The sequence below is a fragment of the Herbaspirillum sp. Her3 genome, from assembly GCF_057961275.1.
The window spans coordinates 4,594,010-4,607,755 of sequence record NZ_CM176328.1 but is presented as its reverse complement, the minus strand read 5'-3'; the positions used below and the strand labels follow the sequence as shown (position 1 = coordinate 4,607,755).

Annotated in this window: 12 protein-coding genes; 7 read left to right on the top strand and 5 right to left on the bottom strand. The window is 61.9% G+C overall.

The genetic code is table 11. The annotated features are described in order from the left end of the window. Positions 1 to 351: 351 nt before the first annotated feature. The 7 genes from ACVC5H_RS21035 (at position 352) to ACVC5H_RS21005 (ending at position 7,459) form a co-directional block, all read left to right on the top strand. Complete coding sequence (locus tag ACVC5H_RS21035) at positions 352 to 2,103, top strand: ShlB/FhaC/HecB family hemolysin secretion/activation protein (protein ID WP_489619677.1); 1,752 nt, start codon at positions 352 to 354, stop codon at positions 2,101 to 2,103. Positions 2,104 to 2,108: 5 nt separating this feature from the next. Next, positions 2,109 to 2,699: a toxin-activating lysine-acyltransferase gene (locus tag ACVC5H_RS21030; protein WP_489619676.1), complete on the top strand. Its 591-nt coding sequence runs from the start codon at positions 2,109 to 2,111 to the stop codon at positions 2,697 to 2,699. A gap of 3 nt (positions 2,700 to 2,702) precedes the next feature. Next, entirely contained in the window at positions 2,703 to 4,607 is a 1,905-nt protein-coding gene (locus ACVC5H_RS21025) for a two-partner secretion domain-containing protein (RefSeq protein ID WP_489619675.1), read from the top strand. Further along, positions 4,555 to 4,938: a hemagglutinin repeat-containing protein gene (locus ACVC5H_RS21020; RefSeq protein WP_489619674.1), complete on the top strand. Its 384-nt coding sequence runs from the start codon at positions 4,555 to 4,557 to the stop codon at positions 4,936 to 4,938. Before ACVC5H_RS21025 ends, ACVC5H_RS21020 begins: the two co-directional genes overlap by 53 nt. Next, positions 4,919 to 5,977 carry a CdiA C-terminal domain-containing protein gene (locus ACVC5H_RS21015; RefSeq protein ID WP_489619673.1) on the top strand — a complete coding sequence of 353 codons (1,059 nt, stop codon included), beginning with the start codon at positions 4,919 to 4,921 and terminating at the stop codon, positions 5,975 to 5,977. Before ACVC5H_RS21020 ends, ACVC5H_RS21015 begins: the two co-directional genes overlap by 20 nt. A 5-nt stretch (positions 5,978 to 5,982) precedes the next feature. Continuing rightward, positions 5,983 to 6,264 (top strand): hypothetical protein, encoded by a 282-nt coding sequence (locus ACVC5H_RS21010; protein ID WP_489619672.1) that lies wholly within the window; start codon positions 5,983 to 5,985, stop codon positions 6,262 to 6,264. 595 nt (positions 6,265 to 6,859) lie between these two features. Continuing rightward, positions 6,860 to 7,459 (top strand): hypothetical protein, encoded by a 600-nt coding sequence (locus ACVC5H_RS21005; protein ID WP_489619671.1) that lies wholly within the window; start codon positions 6,860 to 6,862, stop codon positions 7,457 to 7,459. A 46-nt stretch (positions 7,460 to 7,505) separates the two neighbouring features. Here the strand turns inward: ACVC5H_RS21005 and ACVC5H_RS21000 are convergent, their stop codons facing one another. From ACVC5H_RS21000 to ACVC5H_RS20980, 5 genes are all read right to left on the bottom strand, one after another. Further along, positions 7,506 to 8,999 (bottom strand): EAL domain-containing protein, encoded by a 1,494-nt coding sequence (locus ACVC5H_RS21000; RefSeq protein WP_489619670.1) that lies wholly within the window; start codon positions 8,997 to 8,999, stop codon positions 7,506 to 7,508. A gap of 323 nt (positions 9,000 to 9,322) precedes the next feature. Beyond that, positions 9,323 to 10,120: a type I methionyl aminopeptidase gene (gene map, locus ACVC5H_RS20995; protein WP_489619669.1), complete on the bottom strand. Its 798-nt coding sequence runs from the start codon at positions 10,118 to 10,120 to the stop codon at positions 9,323 to 9,325. Between the two features lie 182 nt (positions 10,121 to 10,302). Continuing rightward, the gene (locus tag ACVC5H_RS20990) at positions 10,303 to 11,475 is read right to left on the bottom strand and encodes an MFS transporter (protein ID WP_489619668.1); all 1,173 of its coding nucleotides are present in this window, start codon (positions 11,473 to 11,475) and stop codon (positions 10,303 to 10,305) included. 323 nt (positions 11,476 to 11,798) lie between these two features. Next, positions 11,799 to 12,947: a galactonate dehydratase gene (gene dgoD / locus ACVC5H_RS20985; protein WP_088755358.1), complete on the bottom strand. Its 1,149-nt coding sequence runs from the start codon at positions 12,945 to 12,947 to the stop codon at positions 11,799 to 11,801. 138 nt (positions 12,948 to 13,085) lie between these two features. Further along, positions 13,086 to 13,724: a 2-dehydro-3-deoxy-6-phosphogalactonate aldolase gene (locus ACVC5H_RS20980; protein ID WP_489619667.1), complete on the bottom strand. Its 639-nt coding sequence runs from the start codon at positions 13,722 to 13,724 to the stop codon at positions 13,086 to 13,088. Positions 13,725 to 13,746 lie beyond the last annotated feature (22 nt).

The window sequence follows — 13,746 nt, the reverse complement described above, 5'->3', positions numbered from 1 at the left end:
TCCCGGAGGCGCATCTTTGATGCGCTTCCTCTTCCTTCTGCTGCCGTGGCGTTCTGCTGCGGCACGCCCTCCTTTTTGCCCTCATGGCGTATAGCCGCCTACTGCTCAATTGATGACAATCCAGTCAACTTGACGCGTCATTGAGCGTCTTGGAATTGCGCTGACGCCGACTCTCAGTGACTTGATGGGTAGCAGCCGTGACGATTCCGGACTGGCAAGACTGTAAAGCATGGTCAAATTTTCGCAACGCATTTTTTCCTGCAGGTAATCCTCTCGCAGTCGGGTAGTTGGACCATCAGCGGCGATGGCTCCACGCCCATGTCAGCAACGCCAACCAAAAAAAAAGAAACAATGAAACAAGATCCCCGGGGAGTCTTGCGGGGCCGTCTGCGCCCGCGCAGGCTTGCTACTGCTTTGTCTTTCGCTTTTACTTTTGTCCAATGCGGTGCTGCAGCCGACGCGCGCTCGCAGAGCGATCCGGCCACGCAGCAATACCAGCGTGAGCAAGAGCGCGAACGCGCACTGCGCCGCCAGCAGGAAAGAGCACCCGACGTGCGTCTGCCCGTGCAGCCTGCCGTATCGGCCCCGTCCGTTCCTCTCCGGGAAACACCGTGCTACCCGATCCGGCGGGTCGAACTGCGCGGTGACGAGGCCGGGCGTTTCGCGTGGCTGCTCGGCAGCGATGCGGCCGTCGAAGGACGCTGCCTGGGCGTGCAAGGGATCAATGCGTTGATGACGCGCCTGCAAAACGCCATCGTCGCGCGCGGCTACATCACGACCCGGATACTGGCCGCACCGCAGGATCTCAACAGCGGCGTGCTGGTCCTGACCGTTCTCCCTGGCCGCGTGCGTCGCATCCGCTTTGCCGCCGATGCCGACCCGCGCAGCACGCAGTGGAATGCGTTGCCGGTACGTCCCGGAGACCTGCTCGACCTGCGCGATATCGAGCAAGGCCTGGAGAACCTCAAACGCGTTCCCACCGCCGAGGCCGACATCAAGGTGGAACCCGCTCAGGGCGAGGGGGCCTTGCCCGGCCAGAGTGATCTGGTCATCAGCTATCGGCAAGCCTTTCCCCTGCGGCTGGCCGTTTCGGTCGACGACAGCGGATCGGATGCCACCGGCAAGTATCAGGGCAGCATCACCTTGTCCTACGACAATTGGTGGACGCTCAACGATCTGTTCTACGTCAGCGTCAACCATGATCTGGGAGGCGGCAATCCTGGGCCACGTGGGACGCGCGGCAGCACCGTCCATTATTCGCTGCCCTTCGGCTATTGGAACCTTGGCTTCACCATCAGCAGCAGCGACTACCACCAGACCATTGCCGGACTGACGCAAAGCTATCTCTATCGTGGCCAGAGCGAGACCAGTGAAATCAAGCTGGCACGCATGGTCTATCGGGATGCCTCGCGCAAGACTTCGGTGTCGGCCAAGGCCTTTCTGCGCCGCGCCAGCAATTACGTCAACGACACCGAAATCGAAGTGCAGCGCCGCCGCACCGTGGGCTGGGAACTCGGCCTGGCCCATCGCGAATTCATTGCCGACGGCGCCCTCGACCTGAGCCTGGCCTACCGGCGCGGCACCGGTGCCTTCTCCGCCTTGCCCGCACCGGAAGATGCCTTCGGCGAAGGCAGCGCCCGCTTCTCGCTGGCCACGCTGGACCTGAACCTGAACCAGCCCTTCGGCCTGGATGCCCCGTGGGGACGGCAGGCGCTGCGCTACACGCTGAACGCACGCGGGCAATGGAATGGCACCGCCCTGGCGCCCCAGGAACGTTTCTCCATCGGCGGGCGCTATACCGTGCGCGGCTTCGACGGCGAGATGACCCTGCTGGCCGACCACGGCTGGTTCGTCCGCAACGAACTGGCGGCGGCGCTGGGCGGCAGCGGACAGGAAATCTTCCTGGGCCTGGACTATGGCGAAGTCGCCGGACCGTCTTCGCAACTGCTGGTCGGCAAGCACCTGGCCGGGGCCGTCATCGGCCTGCGCGGCGCCTTCAAGAGCCTGTCGTGGGAAGCCTTCGCCGGCACCCCGGTCTCCAAGCCGGAACGACTCCAGACCGCCAGCCTCACGGCCGGCTTCTCCCTCACCTGGTCCTACTGAACATCATGACACCCGCTCCCCGCTTCGAGATCCTTGCACCGCGCCTGCTGGAAGGCGAATTCAACGAAGCCACCGCCTTCGGCTCGGCGGCCTGGTTGTGGCTGCATTCGCCAAGGCATCGCAATGTGCCCCTGCATACCTTGTCCACGCTGCTTCTGCCGGCCATCAAGGAAGGCAAGTTCATCCTCGTCTCCGAGCGCGGCCAGCCGGTGTTCTACATGAGCTGGGCCGACCTCGACGAGGCCGCCGAAGCGCGCTACCTGCAGCACTCTCCGGAACAGATGCGCCAGCAAGACTGGAACAGCGGCGAGCGGCTCTGGATACTCGACTGGATCGCCCCCTTCGGCCATACGCGGCTGATGATGCAGCTGGTCCGCAAGCGCCTGATGGCCAATCGCATCATGCGCACGCTCTATCACCGAGGCTCCGAGCAAGGACTGCGGATCAAGGAGCTGCATGGCATGGCCGTACATCCATGCGAGGCGCGCGCCTGGTTTGCGCTCAATCCTCCCGCCGTGCAGGTTGGCCATGCGATTGCACCGGCACCCGCGCCGGCCATCGCTACCTCTCTCGATCCCCTTGCCCTGAGCGCCTGAGCCATGAACAAGCTTCGTTATCGCGTCATCTTCAACAAGACCCGCGGCCTGCTCATGGCCGTGTCCGAACTGGGCCGCAGCCATGGCACCGGGCCCTGCGAGGGCGGTGCACCTGCCGCTGCGGCGTCACACCTGGCGGCTGCCCGCTTGCAGCCCCTGGCCTTTGCCGTGCTGGTGCTGGCCGGTGCCGAACTGCTGGCGATGCCGGCCGCGCACGCGCAGATCGTGGCCGATCCAGCGGCACCGCGTGCGCAGCAGGCCGTGGTGGTCAACACGGCCAACGGGCTGCCGCAGGTCAACATCACCACGCCCAGCGCGGCGGGCGTATCGCGTAATACCTATAGCCAGTTCGACGTCAACAAGCCCGGCGCCATCCTCAACAATGCCCGCAACGACGTGCAGACCCAACTGGGCGGCTGGGTCCAGCGCAATCCCAACCTGGCCACCGGCACGGCCCGCGTGATCCTCAACGAAGTCAATTCGGCCAATCCCAGCTTCTTGCGCGGTTACGTGGAAGTGGCGGGTGACCGCGCGCAGGTCATCGTCGCCAATCCCTCCGGCGTCACCTGTGACGGCTGCGGCTTCATCAATGCCAGCCGCACCACGCTCACTACCGGCACGGCGGTCATGAACAATGGCAATCTGGATGGCTTCGTGGTCCGGCGCGGCACGGTCACGGTCCAGGGCGACGGACTGGACGCCAGCCAGTCCGACTACACCCACATCATTGCCCGTGCGGTGCGCATCAACGCCGGCCTCTGGAGCCGCGAGCTGCGCATCACCACGGGCGCCAACCGCGTCGATGCCGACAATCAGGTCCTCGACAAGCTCGACGGGGAAGGTGATGCGCCTTCCCTGTCCCTCGACGTGGCGCAACTGGGCGGCATGTATGCCAACAAGATCGTGCTGGTCGGCACCGAAGCCGGCGTAGGCGTGCGCAATACCGGCAGCATCGGCGCGGCGGCGGGCGAGGTGCGCATCAGCGCTGCCGGCCGCATCGAAAACAGCGGCAAGATCCAGTCCACGCAAACGGCCAGCATCGACGCCACCGGCCTGGACAACCGGGGCGGCAAGCTGCAGGCGGCCAGCGATATCGAGGTCAGGGCAGGCAGCGGCACCCTGGACAACGCAGGCGGCCTCATCGACACCCGTGCCAACGTGAGCCTGCAGGCCGCCAGCCTCGGCAACCAGGATACCGGCGGCAGCGACCAGGGCATCCATGGCGCCAACATCAGCGTGCAGGCCGACAGCATCGCCAACCAGCGCGGGACGATGCTGGCCAGCCAGACCCAGACACTGCGGGCCGAACGCAGCCTGGACAACAGCGGCGGCGCCATCTCGGCCGGGGGCAGCCTGTCCGTCAGCGGCGGCAGCCTGGTACTCACCAATAGGGACGGCCAGATCCAGACCAATGCAGCATTGAAGGTGCAGGCCGCCAGCATCACCAACACCGATACGATGTCGGCATCCCAGGGCCTGCAGGCCAAGAGCGTCGCGCTCGATGCTGACGTCATCGACAACCGCCGCGGCAAGCTGCGCGCCGATGACGCCCTGACCGTCACGGCCGCCAGTACCGTCGACAACAGCGGCGGTGCGATTTCCGCCACTGCCGGCGTTACCATCCACGACCGTGTGGACGCGCCTGCCACGCGTCAACTCGCCGTGCGCAATGACGGCGGCCTGATCGAAACGGCCAATGCAGTCGACATCAAGGCGGCCAGCCTCTCCAATACCGATACGGACGGCACCAGCCAGGGCCTGCGGGCCAGCCGCATCAACGTCGATGCCGACCGTATCGGCAATTCAGACGGCGCAGCAGATGAAGAAGGCGGCCGAGAGCACCACCGATGGACGGATGAAATTGCTGGCTGCCGCCAACATCGGCTTCGCGGGGAAGAATGCCTATGATGCGGTCAAGGCCGGCCAGGGCGTTGCGGTAGAAGGCAAAGACAATCCGCAAGTGCTGACCAACGCCCGCAACGAAGACGGCAGTCTCAAGATGGGTGCCGACGGCAAACCGGAGACGCGCGATGCCACGGCAGCCGACAAGGCTGGCGGCATCAATCTATCCATCAGCCTGGGCGCGAGCAAGAACGAAAGCCATTCCGAATCCAGTGCCAACACAGCCAAGGGATCGACGGTTGCAGCAGGCGGCAACGTCAATATCACCGCCACGGGTGGGCGGTGTGGTCGGTGGCTCCTCAGGAGTGATTGCAGGAGTGCATGTCGAGGCAAATAATCGTCAGCTACACAAGAAAGAGATCAATTGGATTGAAGAGAACAAGAAGAAGGCCGCGAGGTATTTGACGGAGAAGCTGGAGCGTGAAGTCAGCCCTGAAGAAGCTGCGGCCTATCTGACCTTGGCTGGAGAAGGGAATGTTGATGATGTGTACCAGCGGGACAACGCAAACAACAGGTTAGGGTCGCAGGCTAGTTCTGAACGCCAGCTTTACAACGGCGCAAAGCAATTCATCTTGATGAATGCGGTTGGCTCGTTCACCGACGATCGTGGGGTGACGCAAAAGCTCTTCACAGCGGCGGGTAACGATTTCTATAACGTGAAAGTCAATTCGAAATTGCGAAATGACAAGGAGTACCGAGACTTCTTATGGAAGACGCTGGGCGAAAATCTTCTGCCGGATAATCCGACGGCTGCGGAGCGCGCGGAATACGATGAGCGTCAGAAGATACGATTGGATGCCGATCTAAAGTCGGCAGCGCTCGGGATGATACCGGCGATTCTTGCTGGCATGGCCGTTAAAATCGCGACGACAACTCGGCAGATGCCAGGCATTTCTGAAATAAAGACCACCTCGCCATCGAAGCCTGATGAGATAGCGGGAAGGGAGAAGCTTAATAATTTAGGGCCTAGGCCCGGGGCTCTTATAGGATCAACTGAACATCTTAGTGAGGCTGAGAAAGGCTTCGTTTTAGAGATGCTACAGGGAGGAAGAAATGTTGAAATTATTCCTTCTAGTAATATCGGACGTTCTGCCGACTTTCTTATTGATGGAAAGAAGTATGAGTTAAAGACGATGGCGAATGTTGCTAACCAGACCGCTGATGGCTTATCAAAATCTTTATCCAGTACGATTATGAATGCGCGGGGTCAATCTGAAAATGTGATTGTCGATGCACGAGGCCAACCAGGGATGACAGCGGAAATTGCTGAGCGAGGGATTGTACGAGCATTTGGTCGAGATAAGACGTCAGGAGATAAGATCAGAGAAGTTACGGTCATTACATCGAGTGGGACGGTTTATGTTGCGAAGAAATAGGGGGTGTGAAAGTGTTAAATGGTTATCCTGAAGAGCAAGAACTTAAGAATAGAATCTTGAGACAGCTTAGTTGGCACGAGCCTAATGAGCAGGTTGGAATGCTTTGGCTCGGCTATTTGTCCGGGTTGCTGGAATGGGGAGTGATCGATATCGATGTTTACGGTCGGCTAAAAAATCTACTTCCGCTTGTTGGGGAAAAAGAAGTTCACGAAATGTTTGCGGACGAACCACTTTCTGCCGAAGATGCGAAGAAGATCGAAGCTTATTTAAATACACGTAAACCCTAAGAGGAGCGACCCGGATCAGCGTAGAACGCGTCGCGGCGCTCTACGTCGCCAACGCAGGCGGCACGCTGACCGCCACAGCGGGCCGCGACATCAATGCCCAAGCTGCGCAGATTACCAATAGTGGTGAAGGCGGCAGCACCACGCTTGTCGCAGGCAATAACGTCAACCTGGAAACGGCGGCGTCAAATCGATTTCACCACGTATTGGAAAGAGCGTGAAAAATTGTAATGACCCAGCCAAACCTGCTCACTTTATGCCGCTATCGGCATACCCAAGTAAGCCGAAGCCCGCGGCGCAATCACGTCAACCACTGGCACTTTCTCGATAGCGATCTCGCTTACTTTCTCTTTACTCAGGCCGCTTGCGCTGACTTCGTAATCGTGTCAGCCTAACCGCCAGATAGCGAAATCGATGTTGCACCGGAATAGTTTTCGCCCGCAAGGGTTAGGAAATGTAAAGGAAGGACGGAATCACCAAGGGAAACGATGCCACAGCGGAATGGCTTCGTGGTGAATCGCTCCACGATTTCACCGAGGGCAGCGCTGGACCGTCTACGGCAGCTTGATCCATCAAAAAACGAAAACAAAGGACTGCAATGTATCAACGTATTTTCCATACGCTCTTGCTGGTGACGTTCAGTCTCAGCTTGTCAGCATGCGTGAGTTTTCACTCCTATGTCGATAACTCACTGGGCGATCCCCAATACGCCACCCTGAAGAAGTCAGCCAGCCCGCAACCCATCCAGTTGCAGGTTGAATTCCAGAGCAAGGGCGTCTCCAATGCGCGCGCCACCGAAGCGGTTCGGCCCAAGGTCTTCGAGGAAATCTCGAAGTCAGGCATGTTCAGTACGGTGTCGTATGAGCCCGTTCCGTCCGGCCGCAAGCTGTCGGTCCTGATCACGAACATCGCGACGACCGACGACATCGCGGCCAAAAGTGTCACGACCGGGCTGACCCTGGGGCTGGCGGGCTCCACCGTGGTCGATGGCTATGTCTGCACGATGACCTATATCGAACCCGGTCATGACAATGTGGTACGGGAAATCAGGCATTCGGTGGTGTCCACCATTGGCAATACCGATGGCCCGAGCGGCTTGCAGCCCATGACGACGGCACAGGCCGCCGACAAGGTGATACGCCAGATGATCGGCAAGGGACTGATGGAACTGGGTGAGGCTTCGGATCTTTCGCAATGATGGAGGCCTCCATCACGATCAGCGGCGGCATCGCGTGCGCGGGCGTTCAGGCCGCCAATCCGAATTCTTCCAGCGTATAAGGCTGCCGCTGCTGCAGCACCTCGCCCAGTTCCATCGCCTTGCTGAACAGCCAGCCCTGCGCATGGATCTGCGGTGCGATGCTGCGGATGAGCCGCAACTGTTCTTCGGTCTCGATTCCCTCGATGACCACCTTCAGTTCCAGCTCGGTGGCCAGACGCAGCAGGTTGGGTACGACCGAGCGTAGTGGCGATCCGGTGCTGAGGGCACTGGTGAACAGCCGGTCGATCTTGATGCCGTCAAACTGTGCATACGACAGATGCGAGAGATTGGCACTGCCGGTGCCGAAGTCATCGATCCAGATCGCAAAGCCGGCCTGGCGCAGCAGTTCGATGTTGCGCGTAAAGACGGCCGAGCGGATGTCGGCGCGTTCGGTGACTTCCAGATGCAATTGTGGACGCAGCCCGGGCGTGGGTGCGGTGAGTTCGAGGGCGAATTCGATGAAGTCGGTATCCTCGATGTCGGCGACCTCCGTGTTGACCGCCAGCACCAGCGACGGATCGGCTTGCAGCAGGTCGTGCATCTCGCGTAGCGCCCGTGCCAGCACCACCTTGGCCAGTGCAGTGCTGAGCCGGTTCTGCGCCGCCAGCGGCACGAAGATGTCGGGACCGATTTCGGGCTCGTCGGCAGGCCGCCAGCGCGCCAGCGCTTCATAACCGTTCAGGCTCAGGTCGCGCACGCAGACGATGGGCTGGTACAGCAGCACGATCTCATCCTTGGCGATGCCCTCGCGCAGCTTCTGCAGCACGCCCTGGTTGCGGCGCAGGCGCAGGTAGACCAGATAGGCCAGCGCACCCAGCATGCTGCTGCCCGCCAGTACCGCCATGAAGCTCAGTGGCTGGGCCAGCGCAAACCAGTGCAGGTGCGCCGAGGCCTGTGCGCAGAGGGCCATGTCACGGCTGCATTCGGTGATGTCGATGCCGGGCAGCAGGTCGATGGCGCCCGAGGGGTTGTAGCGCAGGCCGTCGCGCCGGGCATAGGTATGCGTGCCGCTGCCATTGGTGATGCGCAGCGAAACATCCTGATAGAAACGATTCAGATCAAAGGTCGAGGGCGAGGAAATGGCGAGGCTGTGATTGAGCGCCACCAGGTTGCTCACGTAACGCGTCTGCAATACCGCCTGGTCGCTCCATACGTCGAAGCCGCCTCTTGCCTGGTAGTGCGGCGCAGGCAGGCGCACAGCCTGGTTCAGCTTGCCCCACAGCGCCGTGCAGCGCACCGCGCCTTGCTCGAGGCGGCCCACGTCGGCCACGTAGCTGTTGGCATAGGCGATATTGCGCAGGACGGCCAGGTCACCTTCGGAGCAGGCTTCGAAAGGACTGGCCTCGGCGCGCCGCAGGGCATCGGTGGTAGCGCGTCCGGCATCTTCGGCACGCTGCAGCGCCTGTATCGACGAAGCATCGATGTGGCGGATCTCGGAAATGCTCAGCACAAGCTGGGCCAGGATGACTCCCCCCAGCATGCTGCTGCAGGCCCATAGAAGGACTTTCCATAAGGAAATGCGTCGGAAGACTGTGCGGGTCATTGCTCGAGAAATAATTATTTCGGGCAAGCTTAATTTAAAACCGGTCTTCCTTATCTGGTTTTTTTCGCGGCCTGTTGTTTTGAATCGGGTTTTGCGTCCATTTCCCAGCATGCGGTAGAAGCCATGCCTGGCGATGATGCGCGCTGCCCACGAAGCTCACAGGTCCTCGCTCGGCCGCGCGAAGGCTCACAATGTGTGCCATTGGCGCGGTGTCGGGAGAAGGTATTGACGGCCTCCGGATATGCGGGCCCGGATGGGCTTCAGTTGCGCGTGGCAATGGCGGGATAGTCGCCAAAGCCTTCCGGCCAGGGCGTGAGGATTTCGTAACCCTTGGCCGTCACCACCACCATGTGTTCCCACTGCGCCGAGAGCGAGCCGTCGGCGGTCAGCACGGTCCAGCCATCGTCGAGCTGGCGGGTGTGGCGCTTGCCGGCGTTCAACATCGGTTCGATGGTGAAGATCATGCCTTCCTTGAGCGGCAGGCCACTGTTGCGCTGGCCGTAGTGCAGCACCTGTGGCTCGTCGTGATAGATGGTGCCGATGCCGTGGCCGCAGTATTCGCGTACCACCGAAAAGCCGTCGCGCTGCGCCACGCTCTGGATGGCGTGGCCGACGTCGCCCAGCGTGGCCCCTGGCCGCACCGCGCGAATGCCCGCACACATCGCCTCGTAGGTGGTATTGACCAGCTTGCGCGCGGTAGCGTTGGGCGAGCCGACGAAGTACATGCGGCTGCAGTCGCCATACCAGCCATCCTTGATGACGGCCACGTCGATGTTGATGATGTCGCCATCCCTGAGCACCTGGCCGCCGGGGATGCCGTGGCAGATCACGTCATTGACGGAACTGCAGATGGTCTTGGGGAAGCCGTGGTAGCCGACGTTGGCCGGGATGGCCTGCTGCACCTTGACGATGTGGTCGTGGCAGATGCGGTCCAGTTCATCGGTGGTCACGCCGGCCTTGACGTGTTCGGCCACGACGTGCAGCACTTCGGCCGCCAGTTGCCCGGCCACGCGGGCCTGGGCGATTTCTGCGGCGCTGCGCAGCTTTACTTTTCTCATGCTTGTCTGTTCTGTGGATGCCACGCGGTGCGCAGCGGTCATTCGGGCGACTATTTTATCCGGGGTGGCGCGTGGCTGCCGTATTGCTTGCGTTTGCCCGTGTTGCGCGGGTTTCGGGCCAAGTGTTCATTGCTTCACTGGCGCTGCCCGAGGCAGGCGTTTTGCGGCGTTCTCGTGCTGAATCATATGAACCGCCGCACCGCCCGCGGACCCAGCAAGGCCACCGCCACCATCACCAGCGACACGCCCGCGAAGCTCGCCCGCAGATCCAGATGCTCGGCCACGCCGCCGATGCACACCGGTCCCAGCAGCATGCCCACATAGGCGAAGCGCGCCACGGCGGCAATGCTTTCGGCGGCCGCCATGCCGGGCACGCGCGCTGCCGCCAGGAAGAAGATCGGCATCAGGTTGGCAATGCCCAGTCCGGCCAGCAGCAGACCGGCCATGGTCGCCAGTGGTACCGGCCAGGCCGCCGCCAGCGCGATGCCCGCGGCGCCGGCCAAACCGCTGCAGGCCAGCGTGCGCAGGCCGCCGATGCGCTCGCGGATGCGGTCGCCCGTCAGGCGCCCGGCCGCCATGCCGGTGGAAAACGCGGCATAGCTGTAGCCGACCCAGGCCGCCGGAGACTGCGCCACGTCGCGCATGTACACCGCCGCCCAGTCATACATGCCGCCCTCGCACATGAGCGCCAGGAAGGCGATCACGCCCAGTACCAGCACCGTGCGGCGGGCGGACTTGCCGCGGCCCGGAGTGGCCGCCGTTTCATCGTGAACTTCATCGGGCAGCGCAAAGGGGCCGATGGACAACGCCACCGCCAGCGTCACCGCCGCCACCAACGCGGCGTGCGCCAGCGGCGACAGGCCGGGCAGGGCGCCCAGGGCCGAGCCGGCAATGCCGCCGATGCTGAACATGGCGTGAAGGGTGGACATGATGGGCCGGCTGCGGCGTCCTTCGACCAGGGCGGCCTGGACCGACATGGCCACGTCGAAGGCGGCCATGGCGCTGCCGAACACCAGCAGCAGCGCCACCAGCATCCAGAACTGCGGCGCCAGCGGAATGAGCAGCAGCGTGGCGGCATAGACGATGCCGGCCAGGCGCAGGGCGCTGGCACTGCCCACGCGCGCAATCCACTTGCCGGACTGGCCCATGGTCAGCAGGGCGCCGCCGGCCACGGCCAGCATGGCCAGCGACAGCACGGCATCCGACAGGGCGAAGCGTTCCTTCACCGAGGGGATGAGCACGCCCCAGGTGGCGAAGGTGGCGCCATTGACGAAGAATTGCGCCATGGTGGCGCGGGTGGCGTTGCGAATGCGGTGTGGCTCGCAAGCGGGTACGGATGAGTTTCTTGAATGCATGGAGAACTTGCGCAATGAATCAAAGAGCGTGACTGTGCCAGCTTTTGATGCATTCGTTAAATGGAAAATGCGGATGAGCTTGGTCGATGGTGAAGGTGGATGAGGATGTGTTCGCGGCAGCGTATCGAGAAGTCCGAACCGGGATTTCACTGAAACGGAGTATTTCAGCATTTGCTGAAACCCGGATTTTTAGTGAAATAGCGTTTTCTTCCATGTCGTGGCGTCGATCCCTTGCTCAAGGAAGAACAGCGGCAAAAAAGCCCGGCCAGCTTGCGCCGGACCGGGCTGAGGGACTACCGAGGAGAAAGTGTCGGCTTATCGCTTTACCACTCGGCAAAGCTGCCATCCTTGTGGCGCCAGATCGGGTTGCGCCAGCGGTGGCCGACTTCGGCACGCTGACGGACATATTCTTCATTGATCTCGATGCCCAGGCCCGGGCCTTGCGGGATCTTGACGTAGCCGTCTTCATACGCGAACACGTTCTTGTCGCGGATGTAGTCCAGCAGGTCATTGCTTTCGTTGTAGTGGATACCCAGGCTCTGTTCCTGGATGAAGGCGTTGTAGCTGCCGGCGTCCACCTGCAGGCAGGAGGCCAGGGCGATCGGGCCCAGCGGGCAGTGCAGCGCCAGGGCGACGTCGTAGGCTTCGGCCATCATGGCGATCTTGCGGGTTTCGGTGATGCCGCCGGCGTGCGAGACGTCGGGCTGGATGATGTCCACGTAACCCTCGGAGAGGATGCGCTTGAAGTCCCAGCGCGAATACAGGCGCTCGCCCAGGGCGATCGGGGTCGAGGTCAGGTGGGCGATCTCCTTCAGGGCTTCCGAGTTTTCCGACAGCACCGGTTCTTCGATGAACATCAGCTTGTACGGCTCCAGTTCCTTGATCAGCACCTTGGCCATGGGCTTGTGCACGCGGCCGTGGAAGTCCACGCCAATACCCACGTTCGGGCCCACCGCTTCACGCACCGCTTGCACGTTGGCCAGGGTCAGTTCGATCTTGTCGTGGCTGTCGATGAATTGCAGTTCTTCGGTACCGTTCATCTTCACGGCCGTGAAGCCGCGTGCCACCGCATTCTTGGCGGCTGCCGCCGTATCGGCCGGACGGTCGCCGCCGATCCAGGAATAGACACGAATGGAGTTGCGCACCGCGCCACCCAGCAACTGGTGCACGGGCACGCCCAAGGCCTTGCCCTTGATGTCCCACAGGGCCTGGTCGATACCGGCCAGGGCGCTCATGTGGATGGCGCCGCCACGATAGAAGCCGCCGCGATAGAGCACGGTCCAGTGGTCTTCGATGTTGCGCGGGTCCTTGCCGACCAGGTAGTCGGCCAGCTCGTCCACGGCTGCCGCGACGCTGTGGGCGCGGCCTTCAACGATGGGTTCGCCCCAGCCGACGATGCCTTCGTCGGTCTCGATCTTGAGGAAGCACCAGCGCGGGGGCACGATGAAGGTAGAGATCTTGGTGATTTTCATTGTTCTGTCCGTTTATGCGTTTATGCGTTTATGCGTTTATGCGTTTATGCGGTTAAGCGATTAATCGCGTTTGATCTGTTCTGCAGATAAATGATCGTGATTCGATCTGTTGAAACGATGAATGTCGGTGGAGAAGGATCAGCCCAGCGCCTTCCACGCCGCCACGAAGGCCTGCGCACGCTGGCGCACCGCGTCGGCAGACAGGCCCGGTGTGTACAGCGCCGAGCCCAGGCCAAAGCCGGAGGCACCCGCTGCGCGGAATACCGCCATGCCTTCGGGCGTGATACCGCCCACGGGCAGGAGCGCGATGTCGCGGGCGATCACGGCACGCCAGGCCTTGACCACCTGCGGGCCCAACTGCTCGGCCGGGAACATCTTGAGCACGTCGGCACCGTTTTCCAGCGCAGCAAAGGCTTCGGTCACGGTGGCCACACCCGGTGCGCTATACAGGCCCGCATCGCGCGCAGCGCGGATCACGGCACCGTCGCTGTGGGGCATGACGATCAGCTCGCCACCGGCATCCTTGACCTCCTGCACCAGGGCAGGCTTCAAGACCGTGCCGGCACCGACGATGCAATCGGCCGGCAGGCTCTTGCGCAGGATGCTGATGCTGGCCAGCGGTTCAGGCGAATTGAGCGGCACTTCGATGATGCGAAAACCGCTTTCATACAGCGCCGCGCCGATGGCTTCGGCTTCCTCGTTGCGCACGCCGCGCAGGATGGCGATCATGCCGGTGCTGCGCAGGGCGTCGTGGAATCGTTGGGCTTGGGTGGTCATGGTTTCTTCCGTGTTGCGTTGT

Excerpts from the sequence above, each read along its gene's own strand:
- ACVC5H_RS21035 (WP_489619677.1), top strand. The coding sequence starts at position 352 with ATGAAACAAGATCCCCGGGGAGTCTTGCGGGGCCGTCTGCGCCCGCGC.
- ACVC5H_RS20980 (WP_489619667.1), bottom strand. The coding sequence starts at position 13,724 with ATGACCACCCAAGCCCAACGATTCCACGACGCCCTGCGCAGCACCGGC.
- ACVC5H_RS20990 (WP_489619668.1), bottom strand. The coding sequence starts at position 11,475 with ATGCATTCAAGAAACTCATCCGTACCCGCTTGCGAGCCACACCGCATT.
- ACVC5H_RS21000 (WP_489619670.1), bottom strand. The coding sequence starts at position 8,999 with ATGCTGGGGGGAGTCATCCTGGCCCAGCTTGTGCTGAGCATTTCCGAG.
- dgoD (WP_088755358.1), bottom strand. The coding sequence starts at position 12,947 with ATGAAAATCACCAAGATCTCTACCTTCATCGTGCCCCCGCGCTGGTGC.
- ACVC5H_RS21005 (WP_489619671.1), top strand. The coding sequence starts at position 6,860 with ATGTATCAACGTATTTTCCATACGCTCTTGCTGGTGACGTTCAGTCTC.
- ACVC5H_RS21030 (WP_489619676.1), top strand. The coding sequence starts at position 2,109 with ATGACACCCGCTCCCCGCTTCGAGATCCTTGCACCGCGCCTGCTGGAA.
- map (WP_489619669.1), bottom strand. The coding sequence starts at position 10,120 with ATGAGAAAAGTAAAGCTGCGCAGCGCCGCAGAAATCGCCCAGGCCCGC.
- ACVC5H_RS21025 (WP_489619675.1), top strand. The coding sequence starts at position 2,703 with ATGAACAAGCTTCGTTATCGCGTCATCTTCAACAAGACCCGCGGCCTG.
- ACVC5H_RS21020 (WP_489619674.1), top strand. The coding sequence starts at position 4,555 with ATGAAATTGCTGGCTGCCGCCAACATCGGCTTCGCGGGGAAGAATGCC.